This is a genomic window from Pseudomonas putida, from assembly GCF_003228315.1.
Classification (GTDB): Bacteria; Pseudomonadota; Gammaproteobacteria; order Pseudomonadales; family Pseudomonadaceae; genus Aquipseudomonas; species Aquipseudomonas putida_S.
In genome coordinates, this window is the sequence record NZ_CP029693.1 from 2,841,023 (window position 1) to 2,855,000 (window position 13,978).

A 13,978-nucleotide genomic window follows, 5' to 3' on the forward strand; every position below is an offset into this window, starting at 1 on the left:
TTAGTCGGCTCTATATACCAATGGTTTGCACTTTGGACAGGGCGACGCTGCCCAGTCCGGCCAGGTTGAGCATCAACTCACCGCCGGTCTGGCTGATGGTCACGCTGTTGACGGTTGCCGGCAGGTTAGTGATCAGCGCCACGCTCTGATCATCGATAGTGGTCGACGCGGCAAAGTTGTAAGTACCGGTCGGAGCCACGTTGCCAGCATCATCCTTGCCATCCCAGGTGAAGCTGGCGTTGCCGGCTTTTTGATCGGCCAGGCTGATGGTGCGAATGACTTTGCCGTCCTTGTCGGTAATTTTCACCGTGGTTTCTGCGACGGATTGCGGCAGGACGACCGAACCGGTCATGCCCTTGGTGGTGTCGACCACGGCCTTGTCGCCCGGCGCGATGACCGAACGGCCCACCAGGGACGAAGCCTGCAATGCCTGGGATGAACCGAAGGTGCCAGCAATGCCACTCACGGTATCGTTAAGCGTGGTAATGCCTTCCAGGCTACTGAATTGCGCCAGCTGTGCCACGAACTCACCGTTGCCCTGAGGCTCCAGCGGGTTCTGGTTTTTCAGCTGCGTCACCAGCAACTGCAGGAACGCATCCTTGCCCAGGGCTTTTTTGCCGGTGGCACTGCCAGCGGCGGACGCCAGGCTATCTTTTTCCGTGTTGGTCTTGACCGAGGAATTCGCCAGGATGTCGTTGAGCGACAAACCACTGGTGGTATCGGAAACACTCATCTGAGTCGCCCCTTATCACTGACCGAGGGTCAGGACCTTCTGCATCATGGTTTTGGCGGTGTTCATCATTTCGGCGTTGGTCTGGAACGAACGGCTCGCGGAAATCATGTCGGCCATTTCTTCCACCACGTTGACGTTCGGGTAGTAGACGTAGCCCTTGGCATCGGCCGCCGGATGGTTCGGCTCGTAACGTGCTTCAAGGTTGCTCTGGTCTTCGACCACGCCCAATACCTGCACGCCTTGACCGGCGGCTTCCTGGTTCTGGAACAGTGAATCGCTGCCGCCGCTCTGGGCGCCCTGGAACATGGTGGCGAACACCGGGTGACGCGCGCGGTAGGTCTGGTCGATGCTCGACGAGACCGTCTCGGCGTTGGCGATGTTCGACGCTACGGTGTTCAAGCGCGTGTTCTGGGCACTCATGCCGCTACCGGCAATGTTGAAAACGCTGGATAGAGACATGACTTATTCTCCGCGCAGGGCTGAGATCAGCCCTTTGAATTTGCTGTTGAGCAGGGTGAAGCTGGCCTGAAAGTTGATCGCGTTTTCCGCATAGTTCGACTGTTCAAGCTGGGCGTCCACAGTGTTCTGGTCGATCGAAGGCTGCATCGGCGTGCGGTACATCAGCGACTCGTCGCCGTTGCCCAGGCCTTCGGCTTCGATATGCCGGCTGTTGGTCATGTTCAAGGCGAACGTACCGTTCTTGGCTTTTTCGTTCTGCGCCTCGAGCACTTTCGAAAATTCCAGATCCCGAGCCTTGTAGTTCGGGGTGTCGGCGTTGGCGATGTTGTTGGCCAGGACCTCGGCGCGCTGGGCGCGGAAGCCCAGAGCCTTTTCGTGAATGCCGAGCGCTTTATCGAAGCTGATGCTCATGTCGGGAAACCTTCGGGTGACCTGATTTTTCGTACCATGGACTTAGCAAGCGTCATGCCAAATCAATAAAGCCCCATAAACCGGGGCTTCGCGGGCAGTGGCAACGCGGCAATGCCAGAAAAGCGGCAACCAGTTTCCGCCAGATGCCGCTTTTCTGCCGCTTCACTACTTTTCAATAGCACCATCTAAACCTGTGGGGCTTGCCCGCGAAGGCGTCGTGCCAGCCGACATCATCGTCATTGAAGAACCGCATTCGCGGGCAAGCCCGCTCCCACAGGAATTGAATATGCCGACAGACAATCAATAGGCATAAAAAAACGGGAGCCCCTGAGGACTCCCGTTTTATGACCACCGCTTTTGCATCATTTAGCCTGGTAAATAATCCCTGGGCTGCACTGCACCATCTGGTAATGATCCGGCAATCCGTTCAGCGCTTCGGAGGCGCCGAGGAACAGATAACCGCCTGGTTTCAACGTGCTGTGAATACGCAACAGAATGTCCTTCTTCACTTCGGCAGAGAAGTAGATCAGCACGTTGCGGCAAAACACGATGTCGAACTTGCCAAGGCTGGCGTAGCTGTCCAGCAGGTTGAAGGAACGAAACTCCACGCGGCTCTTGATCGGCGCCTTGATCACCCAGCGGCCAGGCCCCTTCGGATCGAAATAACGCTGCAGGCGCTCGGGCGAGAGACCGCGACCGATGGCCAGACTGTCGTACTCGCCGGTCTTGCAGTTGTTGAGCATGGTGCCGGACAGATCGGTGGCAACAATCTGCACACCCATCTTCAGTTGCCCGACGTTGCTGCGCTCGAATTCGTCGATGGACATCGACAGCGAATACGGCTCCTGGCCCGACGAGCAAGCCGCCGACCAGATGCGCAGGCGCTGGCCGGGACTGGCCTTGATCGATTCCGGCAGTACCTTGTTCTTCAAGACTTCAAAGGGATAGGTGTCACGAAACCACAGGGTTTCGTTAGTCGTCATCGCGTCCACCACCATCTCGCGCAAACCGCTGCGCGGCTGAGTCTGGATACGCTGGACCAACTCCCCGAGGGACTTGATACCCTGCTGCTCCATCAGCTTGTTGAGACGGCTTGAGACCAGATACTGCTTGTTTTCACCGAGCAAAATGCCACAGGCTTTTTCCAGGAATACCCGGAACTGTTCGAAATCCAAATTACCCGTAGACAATGCTGCCGCCTCTTAAATCGTGTTGACTGCCAGGGGCCGAACGCCCCTAGCTGATGTCTGCTGCCTTGATCCGGTCGACTACCCGGGATGCCAGGTCATCAGGACGGAATTTGGCCAGGAAGTCATCGGCACCGACCTTCTTGACCATCGCCTGATTGAACACCCCCGACAACGAAGTATGCAGAATGATGTGCAGCTTTTGCATGCGCGGGTCGTTGCGGATCTCGGCCGTCAAAGTGTACCCGTCCATCTCCGGCATCTCGATGTCGGAGATCATCATCAGGAACTCTTCTTCCGGCTTTTTGCCCTCGTCGACCAGTTTGCGCAGGTAATCCAGTGCCTGCCGACCGTCGTTCAACGCCACCACTTCGACGCCGACCGTCTGCAGGCAACGCGTGACCTGCTTGCGCGCCACCGACGAGTCATCGACTGTCAGCACGCGCAGCGAGAGCGCCTTGTGCTGGGTTTCGACGTCCACTACGCCAACGGAGATCGCCTCCGGTGTCGGCGCCACTTCCGCCAGCACTTTCTCGACGTCGATGATTTCCACCAACTGGCTGTCGACCCGAGTCACCGCCGTCAGGTAGTGATCGCGACCGGTCCCCTTGGGTGGCGGATGGATCTCTTCCCAGTTCATGTTGACGATGCGCTCCACCGAGCGCACCAGGAAACCCTGGGTCTTGGTGTTGTACTCCGTGATGATCACGAACGGGTTGTTCTTGTCCTTCAAGGCTCCCGAGCCGGTTGCCATTGCCAGATCCAGGATCGGAATGGTCGCTCCCCGAATATTCGCCACGCCGCACACGACAGGACTGGACTTGGGCATCAGCGTCAGTTGAGGGCATTGCAGCACCTCCCGCACCTTGAATACGTTGATCCCATACAGCTGCTGGCCGTCGAGACGGAACAACAACAGCTCAAGGCGATTCTGCCCCACCAGTTGCGTGCGCTGGTTCACTGAATCCATTACACCAGCCATGCCCAGACTCCTACACCAACGCTGACTTGTTGCGACGTACCTTAATCCGTAAACGGCACGGCGCTTGCTATTTATCTTTCTATGAACATAGAACCGACGTTTTTTCGACGCTTGACCACAACCTGCCGCAAACTGCTGGGGGTGATGGTGGCTGTCTGCCTGTTCAACGCTGGCAGCCCTGTCCTTGCCGATACGGTTACCTTGCCTGACATGCTTATCGGCGTCACTCAGGGCTTTCTTGAATTCACCGTAGAAGACTATCTGGCCACCAGTCAAACGGAAGGTCGCTACGAAATCCAGGTCAACCAGCTCGACCCACGCCTGCGCATGCCGATGTGCGACAAGGAATTGACAGCCTCACTGGAGAGCCCGGCCAAGCCGCTGGGCCGGGTTACAGTCAAGGTTCGCTGCGAAGGATCGTCCCCCTGGACAGTCTTCGTACCCGCTCAAGTCCGGCTGTTTCGCGATGTGGTGACCGTCACCCGACCGCTGCGGCGCGCCGGTATTGTTGAACCCCAGGACGTCATCTTGCGCGAGCGCGATATCAGCGCGATCAGCCAGGGCTATCTGACTTCGCTGGATCAGGCGATCGGGCAACGATTGACCCGACCAATGGTCGCCGATCAGGTCGTTACCCTGGTGAACCTCGAACAGGCGGAAGTCATCCGCAAGGGTGATCAAGTGGTAATTACCGCCCGCAGCGGTACGCTCAGTGTGCGAATGCCCGGCGAGGCGCTGGCCAATGGCGGCATGGCCGAGCAGATCCGAGTGAAAAACCTCAACTCCCAGCGTGTCATCAAGGCACAGGTCACCGCACCGGGCCAGGTGGAGGTCTCAATGTAAACGACCATGCCGGACTTACCGCGAGTGAAGATGTGGCGCTGGCCCTGTCTGTTCCCTAAACTGTGCTCCATTCAGAGCGAGCGCTGACGCGCGCAAGCTCTCGATAAATGAGCCTAAAGTTTTTCAGGGAATGGCCGAAAACATGGCAAGCGTCCAAATTCCCAGAGGTTTTTTATCATGGTTATCGATTTCAGCCGTTTGAACAGCTCCTCGTCACTTACCGGCAGTACACGTACCAGCGCCGCCAAGGAAACTGCCGAAAGCGGCAAATCCGCGCCGTTGAACACCCCGAGCGAACAGGCCGGGACCGCTACAGTCGGGGAGTCGGTACATCTCAGCAATGAGGCTCAGCAGTTGCAGAAGGTCACTGATACGCTGCGCGATCAGCCTGTCGTCGACAAAGCCCGCGTGGCCGAGTTGAAAGCAGCGATTGCCGATGGCAGCTATAAAGTCGACAGCAACCGTGTAGCCAGCAAACTGCTCAATTTCGAAGCCCAGCGCTAGGCTACGGCCCGCGCCAGGCTTTTGGACGCTTAAAACCCAAGGCCAGCCATGCACGACACAAATCTACTGCAACTGATCACCGACGACTTTGCTCCAGCGCAACAACTGCTGGAGTTATTGCGAACCGAATCCCTCGCCTTGCACGGCCGCGACATGCACTTGCTCGAAGGCATTCTGGCGCAGAAGCAGGCATTGATCATTTTGCTCGAACAGCATGGCCGCAAGCGCAGTGAAATCCTCGCCAGTCTCAACCTGCCGACCAACCGCAGCGGCCTGGAGCAACTGGCCAGCCAGTCGAGCGTGGGCGAAACGCTGCTGGCACAAAGCGATGTGCTGAACGAGCTCCTGACCCAATGCCAGGTCACCAATGCCAACAATGGCCAGTCGATCCTGGTGCAGCAGGCCGCCACGGCGACCCAGCTGAAAATTCTCACTGGCGGCGAACCTCCAGCGCTCTATGATGCCAGCGGAACATTTTCCAAGCTTGTGAAACCGCGCCCGCTCAGTCAGGCTTGAGCCCGCCGACGAGCACGCTCTATCAAGATGCGAAACATGCTGGCAAAATGCTGGCTAGACGTAGTCAAAATTTGTCTGGAGATTGATTAACCGTGTCCATTGCCTTAAATGCGGACGATGCTCCGCAGCCACCCAAGGTGCTCAGCACGCCCCTGGAAATCTCCGGCAACCTTCGCCAGCTGCAAGAAAGCCATGACCCGCTGATCATTACGTTCCACGAGCGCAGCCAGCGCTTCCAGAGCTATCTGGTGGACATCGATCGCGAAAGCAACATGATTGCCCTGGACGAAATGATTCCTCGCGACGGCGAACGCTACTTGCTGGCCGGCGAACCCTTCAAGGTCGAAGGCTTTCACGAAGGCGTGCGCATCGCCTGGGAAAGCAACGGACCGATGACCATCGATGAATCCGGGGGCAGCCGCTGCTACCGTGGCACCCTTCCGGATGAAGTGATCTATCACCAACGCCGCAATGCATTCCGCGCAGCGTTGAAACTGGCGCAGCTGGTCGACGTCGACCTGGATGGCGAAAAGCTCAAGGCACCGATCAGCGGCAAATTGCTGGATATTTCGGCTACCGGTTGCAAATTGCGCTTTTCCGGCGACATCACCGGCAGCCTGCAGCTGGGCCAGGTCTATGACCGCTTCGTGGCCGCCCTGCCCTTCGGCAAGATGACGGCTCCGGTCGAACTGCGCTACCTGCACTTCGAAGAAAAAATCTCTACCACCTTTGCCGGTGTACGCTTTCACAACATGAGCGGGCTGGTGCAACGGCAGGTCGAGCGATTTGTTTATCAGCTGCAACGTGAAGCGCGGCGCTTCGACAAAGACGACTTCTGATAGCAACGCTTCAAAAAAACGGGCAGTCCCTTTCGGTGACTGCCCTTTTTTTATGCCCGACGTTATGGCCTTGCTTCGGTGAAACTTTGCTCGCGACCCGAATCCGGCTCCTCAGGTGGTACATCGGATTGAGGCTCTGACTCAGGGTTCGGCTCAGAAGGCGGACTTTGCATCTGATCATGAACCACTTGCTCATCGACCCGCGGATCAAGGCAGGCCACCAGCGGCGAACTCGACATGCTGTCCGGCATGGCCACGTGATGCAGCGGCGCGTCGTCCACCTGATGCAGGTTGGTGACGGCTTTCGGGCGAATTCGCCACACCAGTACCAGGGCGAAGAAACTGAAGAAGGCGTACAGCATGTGACTGCCGAACATCTTCATCAGTACGCCCGCGGCGAGCGGTCCGATGCTGGCGCCGACGCCATAGGTCACCAGCAACATCGCGGTCAGGGATACCCGACGATCGGCTTCGACGTGGTCATTGGAGAATGCGACAGCGAGTGGGTACAGGCAGAACTTCACCAGGGAGCAGATGAATCCGGCGATGAAGAGCACCTCCAGCGGCACCTGTTGAAGGATCGCCAAGGGCAAGGCAGCCAGTGCCAGAACCATGGCAAAGCAGCGGATCAGCAGTGCCCGGTCATATCGGTCGGACAGCCAACCCAACGGCCACTGCACCACCAAACCGGCAAAAATGCAGCTACCCATGAATAGACCGACCTGCTCCGTGGATAGCCCCTGCTGCGAGGCATACAGCGGCGCCAGACCGTAGAAGGAGCCAATGATCAGACCGGCACCGAGCACGGTGCTCAACGATTGCGGCACGCGCTTGATGAAGAATCTCGGCTCCATCGGTGCTGGCCGCAACGGTGCCGGGTGAATTCGACGCGTCAGCGCCACCGGCACCAGGCACAAGGCAAAGCACAACGCGACCAACATCAGCAGTTCCAGGCCCAGGCCCGGGTGCATGACCAGAATCAGTTGCCCCAACACCAGACCAAGATAGGAAGCGATCATGTAACCACTGAATACCGTGCCGCGCTGACTCGCTTCGGCCTGCTCATTCAGCCAGCTCTCGATGACCATGTACTGGCACATCATGCCCAGACCAACGATCACCCGGAGAAAAATCCAGGCCGGCAGAAAATCCACCAGCCCGTGCCCGAGCACCGCCGCACCGACGATACCGGCACAGGCCGAGTAGGCTCGAATGTGCCCGACCCTGGCGATCAACCGGTGGCCGATCTTGCCGCCCAGCACCAGGCCGAAGTAGTTGGCTGCCATCAACGCACCGACCCATAGACTGTCGACATGGTCAGCCGCCAGACGAAGGCCCAGGTAAGTACTCAGCAAGCCAGAGCCGATCAACATCATCAGCGAAGCGAAATAAAGCGCTCGAAAGGGTTTCCAGATTTGGCGCATCGGCGTTCCGAGCGGCTCCTTGCAGTGAGATTCGGGCTACCGAAACGATAGACCGTTATAGGCTGTGCGTCAGGCCTGGGCCGCTAGAACACGCCGTTCCCAGGGAGTAATTTCATCCAGGAAGCTGGTCAACTCCATGGTCTTCGAAGCGATGTAGCCTTCGATGAACTCGTTGCCGAACAGTTCCCTCGCCAATTGGCTACGTTTCAGACGCTCAAGAGCAGCATGCAAGGTACAGGGCAATGAAAGATTGTCCGGTACGTTGAATTCTCCCTGGATGGGCTCGCTGGGCTCCAGTTTATGTTCAATACCGTACAGCCCGGCCGCCAGACTGACGGCAATCGCGAGATACGGGTTGGCGTCGGCGCCCGGCAATCGATTCTCGACCCGACGTGCGGATGGTGAACTGGCCGGAATGCGCAAACCCGCAGCTCGGTTGTCATGAGACCAGCAGGCATTATTCGGGGAGGCGTAGGGGTGACACAAGCGCTGATAGGAATTCACGTTCGGCGCAAACAGCGCGGTGAAATCCGCCATGCAGGCTTGTTGACCGGCGATGAAATGCCGGAAGGTTGCGGTTGGCTCACCGGCCTCGTCACTGAACACATTCAGCCCGTTATCGGCCTGGATGACACTCTGGTGAACGTGCATCGAACTGCCGGGCGTATGTGCCAACGGCTTGGCCATGCAAACCACGGTCAGTCCGTGCTTGAGTGCGACCTCCTTGAGCAGATGCTTGAACAGGAACGTCTGGTCGGCCAGCAACAACGCATCGCCATGCAATAGATTGATCTCGAACTGGCTGACACCCATCTCGTGCATGAAGGTATCGCGAGGCAAGCCCAACGCCGCCATGCATTCATAGACTTCACTGAAAAACGGCCGCAGACCGTTATTGGAGCTGACGCTGAACGCCGAGTGACCGTCTTCGCGACGACCGTCCAGGCCAACCGGTGGCTGGAAAGGCTGAGTCGGATCGCTGTTGGGCGCGAATACAAAAAACTCCAGTTCCGTCGCCACCACCGGCTTCAGACCTAGATCCATGTATTGCTTGATAACTTTTTTGAGCTGGCCCCGAGTCGAAAGATTGGAGCTTTCTCCGGTCAATTCATCCGCATCGCAGATGGCGAATGCACGAGGTTGTTTGCTCCAGGGCAAGCGATGGATTTGCGTCGGATCGGGTATCAGAGCGAGATCGCCATCGTCGCTGCCGTAAAAACGCGCTGGCGGATATCCGCCCATGATGCACTGCAGCATGACGCCACGCGCCATCTGCAAACGACGCCCCTCGAGGAAACCCTCGGCGGTCATCACTTTCCCCCTTGGCACGCCGTTCAAATCAGGCGTGACGCATTCAATCTCATCAATGCCCACCAGTCTTTGCGCGATTGAACTCGTGCCATCGCTAGTCATGACGCCTTCCTTGTTCTTGTGCGGGCCGAAACGGCAATGCGTACAAAATAGGCTCCGCGTGTTCGGAATATCAAGCAGCGTCAATCAAAAAAACGTGGTCCATGCAAAACAAATCAGGGCAGATAAATTCTGAATAGCCCACCACCCAATGGACCGCCGTTGCTGATCTCAGTGCGGCCGACAACCCCGTTGCGCTGATGCAATGCCGCAATTCGCCCGGCAAAGTAAAGCCCCAGGCCGGTGCTGCCGCTGCTTTGATTGATGCCCTGCACGTAATCCAACTGTTGCTGGATCATCTGGGCAGGGTAGCCGTCGCCGTCATCGTTGATGGTCAGTACCAATTCTCCGGCTTCATCACTGACACTGATCAAGACCGCATGCCGGGCGTATCGAACGGCATTGTTGATGCTGTTTGCCAGAACCGAAGCGATCAGCTCTCGATCAAAGAACCCCAGCGGGCTCAATGGGTCGACCTCGTACGTGGCTGCAATTCCGCGACTGACGAATACATCTTGATGACAGGCCAGCTGTGCCTCGATGAAGTCATCCAGTTCGTGATAAGCCGGCTGCAAGGGCATCTGATTGACGCCCAACTTGTACAGGCCCAGCAACTGCACAAGCATGCCGTTGAGGTGAGCGAACTCGAACTCGATCACGCCTTGCTCCGGGGTATGTTTCGCCGGATCAGGTAACTTCGCCAACCATTCGCTGTGGGCCTGCATCAGCATGGCCAAAGAGTTCTTCATGTCATGCACGGTGGACGCGATTACCGTGGAGAAGTCCAGGGACTGCTGGTTATCGTTCATTCGCCAAACGCCTTGCTTTTGAGCTTCTGGTAACGCGGATAACGCGCATCGGTGTCAGGCATCAAACCGACCATTTTCAAACACTTTCGACACTCTTCGAGCTCAGCCGACGGCACACTGGTGTCGGTGCCATGTAACAAAGATTGCGCCATGTTCAATGCGATACTGATGTTCTTTGGCTGCATTGCCAGGGCCTTGCGAAACACATCCCGGGCCTCGACCAGATTGCCGGTTTTGTAGACGCGTACGCCCTGACGGTTGAGATCTGCCGCAGCATTCCCTGAGTTGAGAATGGTTGGGTCATCCGTCAGCTTGGCGATGTCCTTCATGACGGCCGGATCGTCACCGTAAATTTCCACGCAGTTTTTCAGCATCGTTGTGCCGGCTTCTGCCTGACCGAGCATTTGCAATTGCTTGGCCACCAACAGCGCCGCCTCCGCGCTCATGAACTGCTCCATGCCATCGAGGCGCAACATCGCTTGCTCGGTGAGTTTTTCAGCGGTCTCGGCATCGTTGAGCAACAGGCTGGTGGCCTTCATCAAGCGCGCGCGGATTTGCAGGCCGGGGTCGGAAGGATTTTCCTTGGCCACGGCACTCAGCGTTGTATTGATTTCCAGTCGGGTCCGGGTATCCAGGCCTTTTTCGCTGCCTTTACTGATCAAGGCATGGGCCAATCCCAGATTACTCTCGGCATCCTTGAAACGTGATTGGGCGCCTTGGGCAACGGCCTGCCGGTAGGCTTTGGAGGCCGTGTCGAAGTCTTCATTGGCCATCGCCAATTTGCCTAATTGTGCCTGGCGCCGAACTGCCAAGGGCGAAAGGCGAATCGCCTCTTCCAGTACTTTCTGAGCAGACTTGGTATCACCTTCCGCCACCAGTACATCCGCCATGCCATCGTAGAGTGCCGGCATCATGGGGAATACTTTAAGTGCCTTTTCGTAGATACCTTTAGCTTGTGCAACCTGCCCACGCTTGAACAGCAACTTGCCCAGGCCGGCAAACGCCCAAGGGAGAGGGCGATCAGCGATGATGCTGTCGTAGAGACGCTCCAGCGCCTCATTCTGATTCAGGTCGCGTAGTGCATCGGCGCGATAACGCAGGCATAGCGGCGAGTAGCGGATGTCTTGTTTACACAAAGCGACGCAAGCGTTGAGCACTTCGGCCGGTTTTCCCCGGTCGAGGGCTTGCAGGATTGGCTTGAGCAGCGTCTTGCGTTGCTCCAGACGCTCAAGACGCTGGGCCAAACCGGAACGGTTGAACGGCTTGGTCAAATACGCGTCGGGTTCGTGCTCCAGTGCGCTGAGCACCATTGCCTGGCTCGTTTCGGCGGTCACCATGACAAATACGCTTTCATGGCTGATCAACTTCTCAATCATCAGGTCCTCGAGAACCTGCTGACCGTTCTTCTTGCCATCCCCCAGGTGAAAGTCCTGCAGGATGAAATCGTAGGTCTTCTGCGAGCACATTTTCAGTGCCTGCTCGCCGGTGTCAGCGGTGTCTACATCCTTGACGCCCAGTTCGCGCAGCATGGACCTTACCGAGCTGCGGAAGTCCGAGAAATCATCGACGATCAGAAAACTCTTTTGGTGATACGACAACATCGAAGATTTCCAGGCAATTTAAGAAGAAGAACCGAAAGGCAACTAAATGAACAAGATCAGCTTCACTGCCCCTTCATGCGCGCATGATGATAGCTAGTGGCCACATGCTATCAAGCGATTTCTCTTGAGCAGACGCTGCGAGAATTGAAGGCCCTGTGACGGTATGGTTATCGGCCAGGGGTAGCGTTCTCTTGAAGCATGAGTTGCGTAATCGTGCTATTTGCCCCGCGATAAAGCCCTGGATCAGGAGGGAGAAACTGAGTTTTCGGCACGCTACTTTTTCGCGCGCAAAAACAAAACCCCAACTGCTTTCGCAATTGGGGTTTCGGAATTTAATCTTGACGATGACCTACTCTCACATGGGGAAACCCCACACTACCATCGGCGATGCATTGTTTCACTTCTGAGTTCGGGATGGGATCAGGTGGTTCCAATGCTCTATGGTCGTCAAGAAATTCTTGAGCTGACGCGTCTTTCAACGTTCCAGCGAATCGGGTATGTGACAGCTTTCGGTGTTTGCGAGTTGCGCGAACTTTCGGTTCATTGCGTCTTCACACACCGCAATCTGGCCTTTCGACGCAAATTGCTTGGGTGTTATATGGTCAAGCCTCACGGGCAATTAGTATTGGTTAGCTCAACGCCTCACAGCGCTTACACACCCAACCTATCAACGTCGTAGTCTTCGACGGCCCTTCAGGGAACTCAAGGTTCCAGTGAGATCTCATCTTGAGGCAAGTTTCCCGCTTAGATGCTTTCAGCGGTTATCTTTTCCGAACATAGCTACCCGGCAATGCCACTGGCGTGACAACCGGAACACCAGAGGTTCGTCCACTCCGGTCCTCTCGTACTAGGAGCAGCCCCTCTCAAATCTCAAACGTCCACGGCAGATAGGGACCGAACTGTCTCACGACGTTCTAAACCCAGCTCGCGTACCACTTTAAATGGCGAACAGCCATACCCTTGGGACCGGCTTCAGCCCCAGGATGTGATGAGCCGACATCGAGGTGCCAAACACCGCCGTCGATATGAACTCTTGGGCGGTATCAGCCTGTTATCCCCGGAGTACCTTTTATCCGTTGAGCGATGGCCCTTCCATACAGAACCACCGGATCACTAAGACCTACTTTCGTACCTGCTCGACGTGTCTGTCTCGCAGTCAAGCGCGCTTTTGCCTTTATACTCTACGACCGATTTCCGACCGGTCTGAGCGCACCTTCGTACTCCTCCGTTACTCTTTAGGAGGAGACCGCCCCAGTCAAACTACCCACCATACACTGTCCTCGATCCGGATAACGGACCTGAGTTAGAACCTCAAAGTTGCCAGGGTGGTATTTCAAGGATGGCTCCACGCGAACTGGCGTCCACGCTTCAAAGCCTCCCACCTATCCTACACAAGCAAATTCAAAGTCCAGTGCAAAGCTATAGTAAAGGTTCACGGGGTCTTTCCGTCTAGCCGCGGATACACTGCATCTTCACAGCGATTTCAATTTCACTGAGTCTCGGGTGGAGACAGCGCCGCCATCGTTACGCCATTCGTGCAGGTCGGAACTTACCCGACAAGGAATTTCGCTACCTTAGGACCGTTATAGTTACGGCCGCCGTTTACCGGGGCTTCGATCAAGAGCTTCGCGTTAGCTAACCCCATCAATTAACCTTCCGGCACCGGGCAGGCGTCACACCCTATACGTCCACTTTCGTGTTTGCAGAGTGCTGTGTTTTTAATAAACAGTCGCAGCGGCCTGGTATCTTCGACCGGCGTGGGCTTACGCAGCAAGTGCTTCACCCTCACCGGCGCACCTTCTCCCGAAGTTACGGTGCCATTTTGCCTAGTTCCTTCACCCGAGTTCTCTCAAGCGCCTTGGTATTCTCTACCCAACCACCTGTGTCGGTTTGGGGTACGGTTCCTGGTTATCTGAAGCTTAGAAGCTTTTCTTGGAAGCATGGCATCAACCACTTCGTCACCCAAAGGGTAACTCGTCATCAGCTCTCGGCCTTAAGATCCCGGATTTACCTAAGATCTCAGCCTACCACCTTAAACTTGGACAACCAACGCCAAGCTGGCCTAGCCTTCTCCGTCCCTCCATCGCAATAACCAGAAGTACAGGAATATTAACCTGTTTTCCATCGACTACGCTTTTCAGCCTCGCCTTAGGGACCGACTAACCCTGCGTCGATTAACGTTGCGCAGGAAACCTTGGTCTTTCGGCGTGGGTGTTTTTCACACCCATTGTCGTTACTCATGTCAGCATTCGCACTTCTG

Annotated in this window: 13 protein-coding genes and 2 rRNA genes (1 of these 15 only partly in view); 4 read left to right on the forward strand and 11 right to left on the reverse strand. The window is 56.5% G+C overall.

All coding sequences use genetic code 11. From position 1 onward, the window contains the following. Window positions 1–10: 10 nt before the first annotated feature. The 5 genes from flgD to DKY63_RS13125 form a co-directional block, all read right to left on the reverse strand. Window positions 11–733, reverse strand: coding sequence for a flagellar hook assembly protein FlgD (flgD, locus tag DKY63_RS13105; RefSeq protein WP_110964486.1), 723 nt, complete (start codon window positions 731–733; stop codon window positions 11–13). A gap of 15 nt (window positions 734–748) precedes the next feature. Further along, entirely contained in the window at window positions 749–1,192 is a 444-nt protein-coding gene (gene flgC, locus DKY63_RS13110) for a flagellar basal body rod protein FlgC (RefSeq protein ID WP_110964487.1), read from the reverse strand. 3 nt (window positions 1,193–1,195) lie between these two features. Next, a complete protein-coding gene (gene flgB, locus DKY63_RS13115) occupies window positions 1,196–1,603 on the reverse strand; it encodes a flagellar basal body rod protein FlgB (protein WP_110964488.1) in 408 nt (135 codons plus the stop codon). A gap of 362 nt (window positions 1,604–1,965) precedes the next feature. Beyond that, window positions 1,966–2,793, reverse strand: coding sequence for a protein-glutamate O-methyltransferase CheR (cheR, locus tag DKY63_RS13120; protein WP_110964489.1), 828 nt, complete (start codon window positions 2,791–2,793; stop codon window positions 1,966–1,968). Between the two features lie 46 nt (window positions 2,794–2,839). Further along, on the reverse strand, window positions 2,840–3,772 hold the full coding sequence (locus tag DKY63_RS13125) for a chemotaxis protein CheV (protein ID WP_110964490.1): 933 nt from the start codon (window positions 3,770–3,772) through the stop codon (window positions 2,840–2,842). 81 nt (window positions 3,773–3,853) lie between these two features. On the opposite strand from DKY63_RS13125, the gene flgA reads away from it, so the two are divergent. The 4 genes from flgA to DKY63_RS13145 all read left to right on the forward strand — a co-directional run bounded on the left by flgA (window position 3,854) and on the right by DKY63_RS13145 (window position 6,474). Continuing rightward, window positions 3,854–4,615: a flagellar basal body P-ring formation chaperone FlgA gene (gene flgA, locus DKY63_RS13130; protein WP_110964491.1), complete on the forward strand. Its 762-nt coding sequence runs from the start codon at window positions 3,854–3,856 to the stop codon at window positions 4,613–4,615. Between the two features lie 177 nt (window positions 4,616–4,792). Continuing rightward, complete coding sequence (flgM, locus tag DKY63_RS13135) at window positions 4,793–5,119, forward strand: flagellar biosynthesis anti-sigma factor FlgM (protein ID WP_110964492.1); 327 nt, start codon at window positions 4,793–4,795, stop codon at window positions 5,117–5,119. 48 nt (window positions 5,120–5,167) lie between these two features. Next, the gene (locus DKY63_RS13140; RefSeq protein ID WP_110964493.1) at window positions 5,168–5,635 is read left to right on the forward strand and encodes a flagella synthesis protein FlgN; all 468 of its coding nucleotides are present in this window, start codon (window positions 5,168–5,170) and stop codon (window positions 5,633–5,635) included. Between the two features lie 92 nt (window positions 5,636–5,727). Then, entirely contained in the window at window positions 5,728–6,474 is a 747-nt protein-coding gene (locus DKY63_RS13145) for a flagellar brake protein (protein ID WP_110964494.1), read from the forward strand. Window positions 6,475–6,536: 62 nt separating this feature from the next. Here the strand turns inward: DKY63_RS13145 and DKY63_RS13150 are convergent, their stop codons facing one another. From DKY63_RS13150 to DKY63_RS13175, 6 genes are all read right to left on the reverse strand, one after another. Further along, on the reverse strand, window positions 6,537–7,898 hold the full coding sequence (locus tag DKY63_RS13150; protein WP_110964495.1) for an MFS transporter: 1,362 nt from the start codon (window positions 7,896–7,898) through the stop codon (window positions 6,537–6,539). Between the two features lie 69 nt (window positions 7,899–7,967). Then, window positions 7,968–9,209 carry a glutamine synthetase family protein gene (locus tag DKY63_RS13155; RefSeq protein ID WP_204354347.1) on the reverse strand — a complete coding sequence of 414 codons (1,242 nt, stop codon included), beginning with the start codon at window positions 9,207–9,209 and terminating at the stop codon, window positions 7,968–7,970. 215 nt (window positions 9,210–9,424) lie between these two features. Further along, window positions 9,425–10,117 (reverse strand): sensor histidine kinase, encoded by a 693-nt coding sequence (locus tag DKY63_RS13160; RefSeq protein WP_110964497.1) that lies wholly within the window; start codon window positions 10,115–10,117, stop codon window positions 9,425–9,427. Further along, window positions 10,114–11,718 (reverse strand): tetratricopeptide repeat-containing response regulator, encoded by a 1,605-nt coding sequence (locus tag DKY63_RS13165; RefSeq protein WP_110964498.1) that lies wholly within the window; start codon window positions 11,716–11,718, stop codon window positions 10,114–10,116. Before DKY63_RS13165 ends, DKY63_RS13160 begins: the two co-directional genes overlap by 4 nt. A gap of 336 nt (window positions 11,719–12,054) precedes the next feature. Beyond that, window positions 12,055–12,170: ribosomal RNA gene (rrf, locus tag DKY63_RS13170) — 5S ribosomal RNA — on the reverse strand. 146 nt (window positions 12,171–12,316) lie between these two features. Beyond that, window positions 12,317–13,978 (reverse strand): 23S ribosomal RNA (locus DKY63_RS13175) (it continues 1,230 nt past the right edge of the window).

Bases quoted from the DNA above. Each gene is read 5' to 3' on its own strand.
- flgD (WP_110964486.1), bottom strand. From the start codon at position 733: ATGAGTGTTTCCGATACCACCAGTGGTTTGTCGCTCAACGACATCCTG.
- flgC (WP_110964487.1), bottom strand. From the start codon at position 1,192: ATGTCTCTATCCAGCGTTTTCAACATTGCCGGTAGCGGCATGAGTGCC.
- flgB (WP_110964488.1), bottom strand. From the start codon at position 1,603: ATGAGCATCAGCTTCGATAAAGCGCTCGGCATTCACGAAAAGGCTCTG.
- DKY63_RS13125 (WP_110964490.1), bottom strand. From the start codon at position 3,772: ATGGCTGGTGTAATGGATTCAGTGAACCAGCGCACGCAACTGGTGGGG.
- flgA (WP_110964491.1), top strand. From the start codon at position 3,854: ATGAACATAGAACCGACGTTTTTTCGACGCTTGACCACAACCTGCCGC.
- flgM (WP_110964492.1), top strand. From the start codon at position 4,793: ATGGTTATCGATTTCAGCCGTTTGAACAGCTCCTCGTCACTTACCGGC.
- DKY63_RS13140 (WP_110964493.1), top strand. From the start codon at position 5,168: ATGCACGACACAAATCTACTGCAACTGATCACCGACGACTTTGCTCCA.
- DKY63_RS13150 (WP_110964495.1), bottom strand. From the start codon at position 7,898: ATGCGCCAAATCTGGAAACCCTTTCGAGCGCTTTATTTCGCTTCGCTG.
- DKY63_RS13155 (WP_204354347.1), bottom strand. From the start codon at position 9,209: ATGACCGCCGAGGGTTTCCTCGAGGGGCGTCGTTTGCAGATGGCGCGT.
- DKY63_RS13160 (WP_110964497.1), bottom strand. From the start codon at position 10,117: ATGAACGATAACCAGCAGTCCCTGGACTTCTCCACGGTAATCGCGTCC.
- DKY63_RS13165 (WP_110964498.1), bottom strand. From the start codon at position 11,718: ATGTTGTCGTATCACCAAAAGAGTTTTCTGATCGTCGATGATTTCTCG.